Genomic DNA, 14,616 nt, shown 5'->3' on the forward strand with positions numbered 1-14,616 from the left:
ACCATACCTAGCGCTTCTTGTTGCATAAAGACCTCATGTATTTCATTGGTAATTAAACAAACGCAGGGGAATAACCGATTCGATTCTTCATCTGCGCGTAATATGTTTTCGTAATACGATACTAGGGATATCTGGACAAAATGTTTTGCCCGTTAGCTTGACTATCTTGTTGTCTCGAATATGTCTGGACAATAAAATCCACGCTCATATCCTTCATACTTCAAGTTGCATCTTTGTTGGTTACACTCACTCACCCGCATCACTTACTTGTGTAAGCTCAGCGGGATTAACGAGGGACTCCTGTCTCTCGCCGGAGGCCAGCCATAGGCTGGTCAAATTCATTCCCGACGAATTTGTCGCGCTCTTGCCACCAGGATGCAACTCGGATTAATTAGGGTAAATACACAAAAAAGTAGCTGAAAAAGGGGGCAAAACCCCCATGAACGCTATTTTTTAATGCCAGCAAAAATGGTGCACTACTTGTGTTATCAGTTTCCGAGTTGGCTCAATAAAACGTGTTTCGATGTATTCATCAGGCTGGTGCGCCTGGTTAATCGAACCCGGTCCCAATACTAACGTTGGGCAAATAGTCTGGATAAATGGCGCCTCGGTGCAGTAGTTCACGACCTCGGTCTGCGCACCTAATAACTTTTCGACCACTTGTACAAGCTGGTGGTCTTTGGCGCACTCGTAGCCTGGAATCGGCGGATGCAGTTCGGAAATCGTCAAGCGACCCGGCCATTTCTGGCTCACGGGCTCTAATGCTTCATTCAGCAAACCATTCAGATCATTTAACGTAAGCCCAGGTAGCGGACGAATATCCATGTGGAGTTCGCAACAGGCACAAATACGGTTGGCTGCATCGCCTCCATTAATGTGGCCGAGGTTCAACGTTGGATACGGCACGGTGAAAGCATCATGGTGATAACGCTCTTTCAGCGTGTTCTTCAGCGACATGATGTGACCGATAGCGTCGTGCATCAGTTCGATAGCGTTCACGCCACGAGCCGGATCACTCGAGTGCCCGGATTGGCCGAGAATACGAATTGCGTTAGAGATATGGCCTTTATGGGCGCGCACCGGCTGTAATGATGTTGGCTCGCCGATGATGGCACAATCCGGGCGTAAACTGGTGTTTTCAGAGAAATAACGAGCACCGGCCATCGTCGTTTCTTCATCGGCGGTGGCCAGAATGTAGAGCGGTTTCTTAAGCTGAGTCACATCAACATCACGCAGGGCATCGAGAATAAAGGCGAAGAAGCCTTTCATATCGGCGGTGCCGAGGCCGTACAGTTTGTTTTCATGCTCGGTCAGTGTAAAGGGATCGCGTGTCCAGCGACCATCGTCGAACGGTACGGTATCCGTATGACCCGCCAACAGCAGCCCACCAGCACCACTTCCTGTGCTTGCCAGCATATTGAATTTATTGCGCGTACCCGGTACAGGTTGTATTTCGACGTTAAATCCAAGATCGCGGAACCAGCCCGCCAGCAAATTGATTAAAGACTCATTGCTTTGATCCAACGCACTGTCGGTGGCGCTGATGGAGGGGGTAGCGATCAATGCGCGGTAAATCTCGATAAAAGGAGGTAATTTCATCTTCACTGTTGACAGGCCTTAGCTCAGGTTGGTATACATAATCATGCAGTAATATTGAATAAAAATACATTATTACCTGCCGCGATGGAACCCCTGGTTCCGGTGGATTGAACCACGTAATTGTAAGTTGGGTGATGGCTTTCAAGCTGACACCTTTAGCAGACACAACCTAAGAAGGTGTACAGCCGAGATGTTGAATACGCTGATTGTTGGTGCCAGCGGTTATGCAGGCGCAGAGCTTGTGACCTATTTGAATCGCCATCCTTATATGAACATAACCGCTTTGACGGTTTCAGCGCAAAGTAATGACGCAGGAAAATTGATATCTGATTTGCATCCGCAATTAAAAGGTATCGTGGACATGCCGTTACAACCAATGTCGGATATCAGCGAATTTACCGATGGCGTTGATGTCGTGTTTCTCGCAACTGCTCATGAAGTTAGCCATGACCTGGCACCGCAGTTTCTGGATAAAGGCTGTGTTGTTATCGATCTCTCTGGCGCCTTCCGCGTTAACGATGCCAAGTTTTATGAGAATTTCTACGGCTTTACGCATCAATATCCTGAATTGCTGGAGCAGGCAGTTTATGGTCTGGCGGAATGGCAAAGCGACAAACTAAAAGAAACCCGTTTGATTTCTGTGCCTGGATGTTACCCAACCGCATCTCAACTGGCGTTAAAACCTCTGATTGATGCCGGGCTGCTGGATTTGAACCAATGGCCTGTTATCAACGCGACCAGTGGTGTGAGTGGGGCAGGGCGTAAGGCTGCGATGTCCAACAGCTTTTGCGAAGTTAGTCTGCAACCTTATGGCATTTTTAATCATCGCCATCATCCAGAAATTGCCACGCATCTCGGTACTCCAGTGATTTTCACGCCACACTTGGGCAATTTCCCTCGTGGGATTCTGGCGACCATTACTTGCCGTCTGAAAGCAGGAGTGACTCAGCAGCAAGTTGCTGAGGTATTTAATCAGGCTTATCAGGATAAACCGTTAGTGCGCCTGTATGACAAAGGTGTGCCAGCACTGAAAAACGTGGTTGGCTTGCCGTTCTGTGATATTGGTTTTGCCGTGCAGGGCGAGCATCTGATTGTCGTCGCAACCGAAGATAATCTCCTTAAAGGCGCATCGGCTCAGGCCGTGCAGTGCCTGAATATTCGTTTTGGCTTTGCCGAAACGCAGTCTCTAATTTAACCGGTAGTTGGGTGACACGATGAATCCATTAATTATCAAATTAGGTGGCGTACTGCTTGATAGCGAAGAAGCGCTGGAGCGTCTGTTTACTGCGTTGGTGAACTATCGTCAGTCCCATCAACGCCCGCTGGTGATTGTTCACGGTGGTGGTTGCTTAGTTGATGAGCTGATGAAAAAGCTCTCCTTGCCGGTGACCAAGAAAAACGGCCTGCGTGTCACGCCTGCGGATCAGATTGATATTATTACCGGTGCGCTGGCGGGTACAGCGAACAAAACATTGTTGGCATGGGCAAAAAAACATGACATCAATGGTGTGGGTCTTTGCCTCGGCGATGGCGATAGCGTCACGGTGACCAAACTCGACGAAGAACTGGGCCATGTAGGTCTGGCAAAACCAGGTTCAGCAAAGCTGATTACCACGCTGCTGGACTCCGGTTTTCTGCCAATTGTCAGCTCCATTGGTGTGACTGCTGAAGGCGAACTGATGAATGTTAATGCTGATCAGGCTGCTACGGCACTGGCTGCAACACTTGGCGCGGATTTGATTCTGCTGTCAGATGTTAGCGGTATTTTGGATGGCAAAGGGCAGCGTATTGCAGAAATGACGGCGGCCAAAGCTGAGCAATTAATCGCTCAAGGCATTATTACCGACGGCATGATTGTTAAGGTTAACGCAGCACTGGATGCAGCACGCACTCTGGGTCGCCCAGTGGATATCGCATCCTGGCGTCACGCGGAGCAGTTACCTTCTTTATTTAACGGCGTAGCCATTGGCACCCGGATCTTAGCTTAATTTAGCGCATCAATTTGAATTTGAAGGAAAAGATAATGCAAAATCACGGCATCAAAAAAATCGTTCTCGCATATTCCGGCGGCCTTGATACTTCAGCCATCATTCCATGGCTGAAAGAAAACTACGGCGGCTGTGAAGTGGTCGCTTGTGTGGTGGATATCGGTCAGGATCGTGAAGACTTGAAAGGCGTAGAGCAAAAAGCACTGCGTTCTGGCGCAACTGAATGCTACGTCGTCGATGCGCGTGAAGAATTCATCAGCGATTACGTTTATCCGGTATTGCAGACTGGCGCACTGTACGAAGGCACCTACCTGCTGGGTACGTCTATGGCACGTCCGCTGATTGCTAAAGCACTGGTTGATGTAGCAAATAAAGTAGGCGCAGACGCGCTGTGCCACGGCGCGACCGGTAAAGGGAACGACCAGGTACGTTTCGAATCTGCGTGGGCGGCATTGGCTCCACATCTGAAAGTGGTTGCGCCATGGCGTGAATGGGACCTGCGTTCCCGTGAAGCACTGCTGGATTACCTGAAAGAGCGCGATATCCCGACCACCGCTTCACTTGAGAAAATCTACAGCCGTGACGAAAACGCATGGCACATCTCAACCGAAGGTGGCGTGCTGGAAAGCCCATGGAATGCACCAAACAAAGATTGCTGGGTGTGGACTGTTGATCCTAAAGAAGCTCCAGACCAGGCAGAACAAGTCACTGTGACCGTTAAACACGGCAAAGTTGTTGCGGTTAATGGGGAAACCATGAGCCCGTTCCAGTGCCTGGAAACGCTGAACAAAATTGGCTCTAAACACGGTATCGGTCGTATTGATATCGTAGAAAACCGTCTGGTTGGGATTAAATCCCGTGGTTGCTATGAAACCCCAGGGGGCACCATCATGGTGGCTGCACTCCGTGGCGTTGAGCAGTTGGTTTTAGACCGTGATAGCTTCAAATGGCGTGAGCAACTGGGCCAGGAAATGTCCTACGTGGTTTACGATGGTCGTTGGTTCGCACCGCTGCGTAAATCCCTGCAGGCATCTGCAGAATCACTGGCCGCTGATGTAAACGGCGAAGTCGTGCTGGAGCTCTACAAAGGTCAGGTAACGGCGACACAGAAAAAATCACCGAACAGTCTGTATAACGAAGAGTTCGCCACCTTCGGTGAAGATGAAGTGTATGACCACAGCCACGCAGGCGGCTTTATCCGTCTGTTCTCGCTGTCATCACGTATTCGCGCATTGAACGAACTGAAGAAATAATCAGGCTATCTTACTTGTCAGTTTGAACCCGGGCAGTGCTCGGGTTCAAACTGCCTACGACGATAAAGCCTGACGGTAGTCGAATCATTTAATTTATGGAGCATCAATATGGCACTTTGGGGTGGACGTTTTACTCAGGCAGCAGATCAGCGGTTCAAATCGTTCAATGATTCATTACGCTTTGACTACCGACTGGCGGAGTTTGACATTGTGGGTTCTGTCGCCTGGTCCAAAGCGCTGGTTACGGTTGGTGTTCTGACAATTGCTGAACAACAGGAACTTGAGCAAGCGCTGAATTTCCTGCTTGAAGAAGTTCAGGCTAATCCGCAGGCTATTCTTGAAAGCGATGCGGAAGATATTCACAGCTGGGTGGAAGGTAAGCTTATCGATAAAGTCGGTCAGCTTGGTAAAAAACTCCACACTGGCCGTAGCCGTAATGACCAGGTCGCCACTGACCTTAAACTGTGGTGCAAAATGCAAATCAGTGAGCTGCTGGGGGCGACTCGCCAACTGCAACAGGCCCTGATTGAGACGGCAGAAAACAATCAAGATGCCGTGATGCCGGGTTATACGCACTTACAACGTGCGCAGCCTGTGACGTTTGCACACTGGTGTCTGGCGTATGTAGAAATGCTGGCGCGTGACGAAAGCCGTCTGCAAAGCACGCTCGAACGTCTGGACGTTAGCCCTCTGGGTAGCGGTGCACTGGCGGGTACGGCCTATGCAATCGACCGTGAACAACTGGCCGGTTGGTTAGGTTTCGCCTCGGCAACCCGTAACAGCCTGGACAGTGTGTCAGACCGCGACCACGTGCTGGAACTGCTTTCTGATGCGTCTATCGGTATGGTTCACTTGTCGCGTTTTGCTGAAGATCTGATTTTCTTCAACACCGGGGAAGCAGGATTTGTTGAGCTGTCTGACCGTGTGACATCGGGTTCTTCACTGATGCCGCAGAAGAAAAACCCTGATGCGTTAGAGCTTATCCGTGGCAAATGTGGCCGTGTGCAGGGTGCACTGACGGGTATGATGATGACCCTGAAAGGACTGCCGCTGGCCTATAACAAAGACATGCAGGAAGACAAAGAGGGCTTATTCGACGCGCTCGATACCTGGTTCGATTGCCTGCATATGTCCGTGTTGGTGTTGGATGGCATTCAGGTGAAACGTCCGCGTTGTAAAGAAGCTGCTGAACAGGGCTATGCCAATGCCACGGAACTGGCTGATTACCTGGTTGCGAAAGGTGTTCCGTTCCGCGAAGCACACCACATTGTAGGTGAAGCCGTGGTGGAAGCGATTCGTCAGGGCAAAGCGCTGGAAGCGTTACCGCTCGCTGATTTACAAAAATTCAGCGCGACTATCGGTGATGATGTTTACCCAATTTTGTCACTGCAATCTTGCCTGGATAAGCGCGTAGCAAAAGGTGGGGTGTCACCTCAACAGGTAGCACAGGCGATTACCGACGCGAAACAACGTCTGGTTTAAAATCGTTGCAAGATAAGAAGAGCCTGGCCTTGTGCCGGGCTTTTTGGTTTATAACGGATAAAAAAAGAGCGGACATAATGTCCGCTAAATGATTCACGTTGGCTTCAGTACTTAGTTAGGGAGTCAGGATTGTCCCCGCAGCAAAACCAAGGGCAAGGATGGTTTGTGCTGTTGATGGCTATTATTTACTACCAACAGTTGATAGGGATAATCGTTCGTTGCTATGATTTCTATCGCCATGAACTATCATGGCGACGGAGGATAGAGAATGAATATTCGTGATCTTGAATACTTGGTGGCGTTATCTGAACATCGTCACTTTCGTCGGGCAGCGGATTCCTGCCATGTTAGTCAGCCAACGCTGAGCGGCCAGATTCGTAAACTTGAAGATGAACTCGGTGTGATGTTGCTTGAGCGCACCAGCCGAAAAGTATTGTTCACTCAGGCGGGTTTGCTGCTGGTGGATCAGGCGCGCACTGTGCTGCGCGAAGTGAAAGTCCTGAAAGAGATGGCGAGCCAACAAGGCGAAGCGATGTCCGGGCCACTGCACATTGGTTTGATCCCAACCGTTGGACCTTATCTGCTGCCGCAGATTATCCCGATGCTACATAAAACTTTCCCCAAACTAGAAATGTACCTTCACGAAGCGCAAACCCATCAACTGCTCGCGCAGTTGGATAGCGGCAAGCTTGATTGTGCGATTCTAGCTTTGGTAAAAGAGAGCGAAGCGTTTATTGAAGTACCGTTATTCGACGAGCCGATGATGCTGGCGATTTACCAGGATCACCCATGGGCCGATCGCGACCGCGTCCCGTTGTCGGATTTGGCGGGTGAAAAGCTTCTGATGCTCGAAGATGGGCATTGCCTACGTGATCAGGCGTTGGGTTTCTGCTTTGAAGCGGGTGCCGACGAAGATACGCATTTCCGTGCAACCAGCCTTGAAACGCTGCGTAACATGGTTGCGGCAGGTAGCGGAATTACCTTGTTACCCGCGCTGGCCGTGCCGAATGAGCGTAGACGGGATGGTGTCGTCTATTTGCCGTGTTATAAACCAGAACCGCGCCGGACTATCGGCCTGGTTTATCGTCCGGGTTCTCCACTGCGTGGTCGCTATGAGCAACTCGCAGAGGCCATCCGTACGCACATGGATGGCCATTTTGAGCCAGCGTTAAAACAAGCGGTTTAAGCCGTTTAGTGCTGCAACCCGATAGGCTTCCGCCATGGTCGGGTAGTTGAAGGTGGTGTTAACAAAGTACTCAATTGTGTTGCCGCCACCTTTCTGCTCCATAATCGCCTGGCCGATGTGAATAATTTCAGCCGCGCGTTCACCGAAGCAGTGAATGCCTAAAATCTCTTTTGTCTCGCGATGGAAGAGGATTTTTAGCGTACCCACGTTCATGCCAACGATTTGTGCACGAGCCAGATGCTTGAACTGCGCACGGCCCACTTCATATGGCACTTTCATCGACGTCAACTGCTGTTCGGTTTTGCCGACGGAGCTGATTTCCGGAATGGTATAAATACCCGTTGGAATATCTTCAATCAGATGAGCGGTCGCTTCACCTTTGACCATCGCTTGCGCGGCGATTCGGCCCTGATCGTAGGCCGCTGATGCCAGGCTTGGATAACCAATAACATCGCCCACAGCATAAATGTGCGGTTGTGCAGTCTGGTACATACTGTTGACCTTCAACAGTCCGCGTCCATCCGCCTCCAGTCCGACACTTTCCAGTGACAATGAATCGGTGTTACCGGTACGTCCGTTGGCATACAGCAGGCAGTCAGCTTTCACTTTCTTGCCTGATTTCAGCGAAACAATGACGCCGTCTTCCACTCCTTCGATACTCTCAAACTCTTCGTTGTGGCGAATGACGACGCCGCTGTTCCAGAAGTGATAAGAGAGTGAGTCGGACATCTCCTGGTCGAGAAATGCCAGCAGACGATCGCGGGTGTTAATCAAATCAACTTTGACGTTCATGCCACGGAAAATTGACGCGTATTCGCAACCAATCACCCCAGCGCCATAGATAATCACGTGGCGTGGTTCGTGGTGCAGATTGAGAATGGAGTCGCTGTCGTACACGCGTGGATGGCTGAAATCGACTTCTGGCGGACGATAAGGTCGTGAGCCACACGCTATCACGAACTTTTCAGCGGTGATCATTTCCACTGAACCATCGGGGCATTCTAGTGAAATAGTGTGTTCATCTACAAAACGTGCATCGCCCTGCAACATCTCGCAGCGGTTGCGCTCATAGAAGCTCTGGCGCATGCGAGTTTGTTGGTTAATAACGCTGTCGGCGTGATTAAGAATATCGGCGAAGGAAGAACGGAGAAGATGAGTGTGGTCGCTGTATAAAGGGTTTTGATTAAATTCGATAATGCGGCTAACTGCGTGGCGGAGGGCTTTGGAAGGGATGGTTCCCCAGTGGGTACAACCGCCACCCACATTATGGTAGCGCTCAACCACGGCTACCCTTGCTCCAAGTTTCACCAGTCCCATTGCAGCGCCTTCGCCGCCCGGGCCGGAACCAATTACTATTGCGTCATAATCGTAGGTGTGTGACATGGTAAGGCTTACCTGTTCTTATACATAAAAGCAACACGATGGTAACATCAACAGCGGTATAACCCAATTCTCCTTGTGCTTTTTCCTCTGTTACGCGAGGGCGCTCCCGTAAACAATCATTCACAATCCTGTTTAGAGGCTGTAGCGTTGGGTTCTGATATAGTGCCAGTTTGGTTTGGGGAATTCAGGCAACATGATGGGTGTAAGAGCGCAACAAAAAGAAAGAACCAGGCGTTCTCTGGTAGAAGCCGCGTTTAGCCAATTAAGTGCTGAACGGAGTTTTGCCAGCCTGAGTTTGCGCGAGGTCGCCCGTGAGGCTGGAATTGCGCCAACATCGTTTTATCGCCATTTCCGTGACGTTGATGAACTTGGGCTGACGATGGTTGACGAGAGCGGCCTGATGCTGCGTCAGTTAATGCGCCAGGCTCGCCAACGAATTGCCAAAGGAGGTAGCGTAATTCGTACCTCTGTCTCAACATTTATGGAATTTATCGGTAATAATCCCAACGCGTTCCGTTTGTTGTTGCGGGAGCGTTCTGGAACGTCAGCAGCATTCCGTGCCGCCGTCGCGCGTGAAATTCAGCATTTTATTGCGGAACTTGCTGACTATCTGGAACTCGAAAATCGTATGCCACGCAGCTTTACTGAGGCGCAGGCAGAAGCGATGGTTACGATTGTCTTTAGTGCTGGTGCCGAAGCGTTGGACGTTGATGCCGATCAGCGTCGTCAGCTTGAAGAGCGCCTGGTGCTTCAGTTGCGCATGATTTCTAAAGGTGCGTATTACTGGTATCGCCGGGAGCAAGAAAAAATGGCAATAGCTCAAATATCTGAAGAGTGAAGGAAGAGCAATGAAACAGTTACAAGATAGAGGTACGCTCGGGCTAGCGTTTATCGCGGGCTTGTCGATCAACGGTACATTTGCCGCTGTGTTTAGCTCGGTTGTGCCGTTTTCCATTTTCCCAATTATTGCGCTGCTGCTTACCGTGTACTGTTTGCATCAACGCTACCTAAATCGCACGATGCCGGTGGGTTTGCCTAGTATTGCCGCAGCTTGTTTCGTGTTGGGTGTGTTGCTATATAGCGCAGTTGTGCGTGCAGAGTACCCAGCGATTGGATCGAACTTCTTGCCTGCGGTGCTTTCAGTCGCCCTGTTGTTCTGGATTGGTTTTAAAGTCCGCGCTCGTAAATCGCAGGTGACGGAATAATCACGCGGGAAGAAACATCCAAGAAAAAACTAAAAACGGACGCCTCGGCGTCCGTTTTGCTATTTGCGTGTTAGCCACACGCCGCATTCCATATGGTGTGTGTAGGGGAATTGGTCGAATAGCGCCAAACGTGACACGTTATGGGTTTCGCTCAATATCTCCAGGTTCTCGCAAAGGGTTTGCGGGTTGCAGGAGATATAGAGGATGCGTGGATACGCCTGCACCATTTTCACAGTGTCAGCATCCAGGCCGCTGCGAGGTGGATCGACAAAAATGGTTTCGCACTGATAGCTTTTCAGATCAATGCCTTTCAGGCGGTTAAACTCACGTACGCCATTCATCGCCTGAGTAAACTCTTCTGCCGCCATGCGGATAATTTGCACATTATCGATTTGGTTAGCGGCAATGTTGTATTGCGCTGCAGCCACAGAAGGTTTGGCAATTTCGGTTGCCAGCACTTGATTGAAATTCCGTGCCAGAGCCAGCGAGAAGTTACCGTTGCCGCAGTAAAGCTCCAGCAGATCGCCTTTTGAACCTTGAGTCGCATCCAGCGCCCATTCCAACATATGAACATTCATCGCAGCGTTAGGCTGGGTAAAGCTGTTCTCAACCTGGCGATAAATCATCTCTTTACCGGCAACGGTCAAGCGTTCATCAATGAAGTCCTGATCCAGCGCGATCTTGGTTTTGGTCGCGCGGCCAATCAAATGAACGTTGAAACCCTGAGCGTGCAGATTGTCGCGCAGCGCTTGGGCATGCTGCTGCCACTCTTCACCAAGCTTGCGATGATAAAGCAGTGAAACAATCGCCTGGTTGCTCACTGTCGTCAGATAATCGATCTGGAAAAGTTTATAGCGCAGGGCAGGGATGTCACGAACACCGTCGAGCATTGCAGGCATCAACGCATTGATAAGCGAACTGGCTGCCGGGAAGCTATTGACCCGAATACGTTGCTTAGTTTGCTGGTCAAACATGATGTGGTACAGGTCGTCTTCATCGTGCCAGATGCGGAATTCGGCACGCATCCGGTAATGGCTGACTGGCGAGCGAAACACCTCCGGTGCAGGTGCCGCAAAAGGTGCCATCATGCTTTGCAAGCGGGCGACTTTTTCGGCCAGTTGCGCGTCGTACTGTTCAATTGGGAGATGTTCGGGGGTCATAGCGCCTACCTGTTAATGAAGTCAAACTACGCGGCGATTGTAGGGAATAGGCACGTGATGTCCAGCGCTGTTGCATTTTGATGTTTCTAGACAAACTTGGTAACAAAATCGTAGCATAGCGATTCCGGCCTCTTTTTGTATGAGTTAAAAGGGAACCCAGTGTAATTCTGGGGCTGACGCGCAGCGGTAAGGAATTGTGGGATGAGTGCAATATGCAGACACTGCTTATATAAGTGGGAAGTCATCATCCAGATAGCACATCCAAGCCCGAAGACCTGCCGGTATACGTCGCAATCTGCATAACTATCGCGTGCTATCGGTTATGTCTGCGGCATCCTTATTGGAAAGCGGATGCTTATTAAAAATGATGGTAAAGAAACTTTCGCTGCTTACGGCTCTGTCCGTAACGGCTTTTTCAGGCTGGGCGCAAGACAGCAATTCTGACGAAACTTTGGTGGTAACGGCAAACCGTTTTCAACAACCTGTGAATACTGTTCTTGCTCCAACTGATGTTGTGACCCGGGAAGATATCGACCAATGGCAGGCAAAATCACTTAATGATGTGATGCGCCGTTTACCGGGTGTCGATATTGCGCAGTACGGTGGTTTGGGGCAAAGCTCCTCTATGTCTATTCGCGGAACGAGTGCCAGCCATGTATTAGTGTTGGTAGATGGTGTTCCGCTTGCGCGCCCAGGTATTTCCAATTCTTCGGACGTCAGCCAAATTCCTCTCTCTTTAGTGCAGCGAGTGGAATACATTCGTGGCCCACGCTCCGCCGTTTATGGTTCCGGTGCGATTGGTGGTGTGGTGAACATCATCACCCAGACCGATGAAGAAAAATCGCAGATCAATGCAGGTGTCGGTTCCAATAGCTACCAGCAGTACGACGGTACTTTGCGTAAACGTTTTGGTGATACTGTGGCGACAGTTTCTGGCGCGTATGAATCCACTAAAGGCTTCAACGTGCAGCCGCACTCGACTTATAGCGGTGATAACGACAGCGATGGCTACCGTAGCAAAAGCTATTGGGCGGGTCTTGAGCACAAATTTAGCGATGAGTTTGATGGCTTCTTCCGCACCTACGGTTACACCAACAACAGCGATTATGATTTAGGTGCTCCTCCATTTACGCCAGCGTATAGCGCCGATGAGCATCAACTCTATAACCAAAATTACGATGCTGGCCTGCGTTACCATTCTGGAATCTATTCTTCGCAGCTGTTGGCAAGCTATCAAAAAGTGAAGGACTACAACTATAGCAGTGAGTTTGGCCGCTATAACGATGGTACGACCCTCGACCGCATGACCCAGAGCAACATCCAATGGGGTAACAACTTCCTGGTTGGGAACGGCTCTATCAGTGCTGGGGTGGACTGGCAGCAACAGCGTCTGACCTCTTCTGACACTGTTGTATCTGATAGCTATCAACGCGACAACACCGGCGTCTACCTGAGTGGGCAGCAGCAGTTTGGTGATGTGACTTTAGAAGCCTCTGGTCGTGAAGATCATGACGAGCAATTCGGCTGGCATGGCACGTGGCAGACGGCGGCAGGCTGGGAGTTCGTGGAAGGATATCGTGCCACTGTTTCTTACGGTACAGGGTTCCTTGCGCCATCGCTGGGGCAGCAGTATGGCTCCACGCGCTTTGGTATCGATTCCAACCCGAATCTGAAACCAGAAGAATCCAGTCAATGGGAAGCAGGGCTTGAAGGCTTGACCGGTCCATTGGACTGGCGCCTGTCGGCTTATCACTACACGATTGAGAACCTGATTACCTACTATTCCGATCCCGTCACTTATGCTGGGGCTTATGACAACATCAAGTCTGCGACCATCAAAGGGCTTGAATGGACCGGGAGTCTTGAGACTGGCATCTTTACCCACAAGGTAACGCTGCAGTATATGGATCCCCGTGATGACCAGAATGATGAAGTGCTGGCTCGTCGCGCTAAGCGCCAGGCAAAATACCAGCTCGACTGGACGATGTTTAACGTAAATATGGATGTAGCGTGGCAGTATTACGGAAAACGCTATGATAACAACACCTCTGCTTACAACCCCACTCAGCAAATTTTGCCGAGTTACAGCACAGTTGATGTTGCCGCATCATATCCGCTCACCTCTGAGCTAACCGTTCGTGGTAGAATCGCCAACCTGTTCGATAAAGATTACGAGACGGTTTATGGCTATCAAACCCCAGGACGGGAATACTACCTCTCTGGCAGCTATACCTTCTAATACACGTCCCACCGTACTGGTTTTTGACTCCGGTGTCGGTGGGCTTTCTGTGTATGATGAAGTCCGGCAGCTTTTGCCTGACCTGCACTACATATATGCTTTCGATAATGTAGCATTCCCCTATGGCGAGAAAAGCGAAGAGTTTATTGTTGAGCGCGTAGTCGAAATTGTTACTGCGGTTCAGGAACGTTACCCACTCGCTCTCGCCATTATCGCCTGTAATACGGCGAGTACCGTTTCGCTTCCCGCTCTGCGTGAAAAGTTTGCTTTCCCGGTTGTAGGCGTTGTCCCTGCGATTAAACCAGCTGCGCGTCTGACGACTAATGGTGTTGTGGGTTTACTGGCGACTCGCGGTACGGTTCGCCGTCCTTATACTCACGAGTTGGTCGCGCGCTTTGCGTCGGAATGCAGAATTGAAATGCTCGGCTCTGCAGAGTTGGTGGAATTAGCAGAAGCCAAGTTACATGGTCAACCTGTTGACCTTGAGGAACTGCGCAAGATTCTTCGTCCGTGGCTACGAATGAAGGAGCCGCCAGATACAGTAGTATTAGGTTGCACCCATTTCCCTCTATTAGAAGAAGAGTTGCTGCAAGTCCTTCCAGAAGGTACCAGGTTGATAGATTCAGGCGCAGCGATTGCTCGCCGTACTGTATGGCTTCTGGAGCATGAATCTCCGAATGCATCATCTGCCGATGAGAATATTGCATTCTGTATGGGGCTAACCCCTGAGATTGCACAATTAACGCCCGTTTTGCAGCGTTATGGCTTCCCAAGGCTAGAAAAACTGGCTGTTTCTAGCAATTTTGAATAAAAAATCGACGGTTGAAATAAAAATTGAAAATAGGGGTTGTCAGCTTCCAGAAAATCCCTATACTGCGCCTCCACTGACACGGCACAACGGCTTACAAACCGGCTTGTCAGCCAGATGAAAAGCGAAAATAAACGCTTGACTCTGAAAGAGGAAAACGTAATATACGTCTCCTCGAGTTAGCAAGCGAAAGCGGCCAACTCACTGCTCTTTAACAATTTATCAGACAATCTGTGTGGGCACTCGCAGGATTGATATCTCAGATACCTTCGGGTATCAAAAAAATATCAAGTCTTGAAGAGTGACCAAGCAG

At 50.1% G+C, this 14,616-nt stretch carries 12 protein-coding genes and 1 riboswitch; of the genes, 9 read left to right on the forward strand and 3 right to left on the reverse strand.

From position 1 onward, the window contains the following. Positions 1 to 453 precede the first annotated feature (453 nt). Complete coding sequence (gene argE / locus VJY99_RS16260) at positions 454 to 1,605, reverse strand: acetylornithine deacetylase (RefSeq protein WP_324120309.1); 1,152 nt, start codon at positions 1,603 to 1,605, stop codon at positions 454 to 456. A 184-nt stretch (positions 1,606 to 1,789) separates the two neighbouring features. On the opposite strand from argE, the gene argC reads away from it, so the two are divergent. From argC to oxyR, 5 genes are all read left to right on the forward strand, one after another. Further along, positions 1,790 to 2,794 carry an N-acetyl-gamma-glutamyl-phosphate reductase gene (argC, locus tag VJY99_RS16265; RefSeq protein ID WP_324120311.1) on the forward strand — a complete coding sequence of 335 codons (1,005 nt, stop codon included), beginning with the start codon at positions 1,790 to 1,792 and terminating at the stop codon, positions 2,792 to 2,794. Positions 2,795 to 2,813: 19 nt separating this feature from the next. Then, on the forward strand, positions 2,814 to 3,587 hold the full coding sequence (argB, locus tag VJY99_RS16270) for an acetylglutamate kinase (RefSeq protein WP_324120312.1): 774 nt from the start codon (positions 2,814 to 2,816) through the stop codon (positions 3,585 to 3,587). Positions 3,588 to 3,622: 35 nt separating this feature from the next. Next, positions 3,623 to 4,840 carry an argininosuccinate synthase gene (locus VJY99_RS16275; protein ID WP_324120314.1) on the forward strand — a complete coding sequence of 406 codons (1,218 nt, stop codon included), beginning with the start codon at positions 3,623 to 3,625 and terminating at the stop codon, positions 4,838 to 4,840. A gap of 108 nt (positions 4,841 to 4,948) precedes the next feature. After that, positions 4,949 to 6,322 (forward strand): argininosuccinate lyase, encoded by a 1,374-nt coding sequence (argH, locus tag VJY99_RS16280; protein ID WP_324120316.1) that lies wholly within the window; start codon positions 4,949 to 4,951, stop codon positions 6,320 to 6,322. Positions 6,323 to 6,590: 268 nt separating this feature from the next. After that, positions 6,591 to 7,508 (forward strand): DNA-binding transcriptional regulator OxyR, encoded by a 918-nt coding sequence (oxyR, locus tag VJY99_RS16285; protein ID WP_324120318.1) that lies wholly within the window; start codon positions 6,591 to 6,593, stop codon positions 7,506 to 7,508. Here oxyR and sthA read toward each other — a convergent pair. Continuing rightward, on the reverse strand, positions 7,491 to 8,891 hold the full coding sequence (gene sthA, locus VJY99_RS16290; protein WP_324120320.1) for a Si-specific NAD(P)(+) transhydrogenase: 1,401 nt from the start codon (positions 8,889 to 8,891) through the stop codon (positions 7,491 to 7,493). The genes oxyR and sthA overlap by 18 nt on opposite strands. A gap of 196 nt (positions 8,892 to 9,087) precedes the next feature. On the opposite strand from sthA, the gene fabR reads away from it, so the two are divergent. Beyond that, positions 9,088 to 9,729: an HTH-type transcriptional repressor FabR gene (gene fabR, locus VJY99_RS16295; protein ID WP_324120327.1), complete on the forward strand. Its 642-nt coding sequence runs from the start codon at positions 9,088 to 9,090 to the stop codon at positions 9,727 to 9,729. Between the two features lie 10 nt (positions 9,730 to 9,739). Continuing rightward, positions 9,740 to 10,096: a YijD family membrane protein gene (locus tag VJY99_RS16300; RefSeq protein ID WP_324120322.1), complete on the forward strand. Its 357-nt coding sequence runs from the start codon at positions 9,740 to 9,742 to the stop codon at positions 10,094 to 10,096. Positions 10,097 to 10,155: 59 nt separating this feature from the next. Here VJY99_RS16300 and trmA read toward each other — a convergent pair whose 3' ends face one another. After that, on the reverse strand, positions 10,156 to 11,256 hold the full coding sequence (trmA, locus tag VJY99_RS16305; protein WP_324120324.1) for a tRNA (uridine(54)-C5)-methyltransferase TrmA: 1,101 nt from the start codon (positions 11,254 to 11,256) through the stop codon (positions 10,156 to 10,158). A gap of 108 nt (positions 11,257 to 11,364) precedes the next feature. After that, a riboswitch (cobalamin riboswitch) is annotated at positions 11,365 to 11,553 on the forward strand. Positions 11,554 to 11,623: 70 nt separating this feature from the next. Here trmA and btuB point away from each other — a divergent pair. Both btuB and murI read left to right on the forward strand, forming a co-directional pair. After that, positions 11,624 to 13,495 (forward strand): TonB-dependent vitamin B12 receptor BtuB, encoded by a 1,872-nt coding sequence (btuB, locus tag VJY99_RS16310; RefSeq protein WP_324120329.1) that lies wholly within the window; start codon positions 11,624 to 11,626, stop codon positions 13,493 to 13,495. Further along, a complete protein-coding gene (murI, locus tag VJY99_RS16315) occupies positions 13,440 to 14,306 on the forward strand; it encodes a glutamate racemase (RefSeq protein ID WP_324120325.1) in 867 nt (288 codons plus the stop codon). The genes btuB and murI overlap by 56 nt, the downstream gene beginning before the upstream one ends. Positions 14,307 to 14,616: the final 310 nt, after the last annotated feature.

The organism is Buttiauxella sp. (genome assembly GCF_035271705.1).
Taxonomy (GTDB): domain Bacteria; phylum Pseudomonadota; class Gammaproteobacteria; order Enterobacterales; family Enterobacteriaceae; genus Buttiauxella.

Coding starts and splice junctions, on each gene's coding strand:
- argC (WP_324120311.1), top strand. CDS start 1,790: ATGTTGAATACGCTGATTGTTGGTGCCAGCGGTTATGCAGGCGCAGAG.
- murI (WP_324120325.1), top strand. CDS start 13,440: ATGGCTATCAAACCCCAGGACGGGAATACTACCTCTCTGGCAGCTATA.
- argH (WP_324120316.1), top strand. CDS start 4,949: ATGGCACTTTGGGGTGGACGTTTTACTCAGGCAGCAGATCAGCGGTTC.
- sthA (WP_324120320.1), bottom strand. CDS start 8,891: ATGTCACACACCTACGATTATGACGCAATAGTAATTGGTTCCGGCCCG.
- trmA (WP_324120324.1), bottom strand. CDS start 11,256: ATGACCCCCGAACATCTCCCAATTGAACAGTACGACGCGCAACTGGCC.
- VJY99_RS16275 (WP_324120314.1), top strand. CDS start 3,623: ATGCAAAATCACGGCATCAAAAAAATCGTTCTCGCATATTCCGGCGGC.
- oxyR (WP_324120318.1), top strand. CDS start 6,591: ATGAATATTCGTGATCTTGAATACTTGGTGGCGTTATCTGAACATCGT.
- btuB (WP_324120329.1), top strand. CDS start 11,624: ATGGTAAAGAAACTTTCGCTGCTTACGGCTCTGTCCGTAACGGCTTTT.
- fabR (WP_324120327.1), top strand. CDS start 9,088: ATGGGTGTAAGAGCGCAACAAAAAGAAAGAACCAGGCGTTCTCTGGTA.
- VJY99_RS16300 (WP_324120322.1), top strand. CDS start 9,740: ATGAAACAGTTACAAGATAGAGGTACGCTCGGGCTAGCGTTTATCGCG.
- argB (WP_324120312.1), top strand. CDS start 2,814: ATGAATCCATTAATTATCAAATTAGGTGGCGTACTGCTTGATAGCGAA.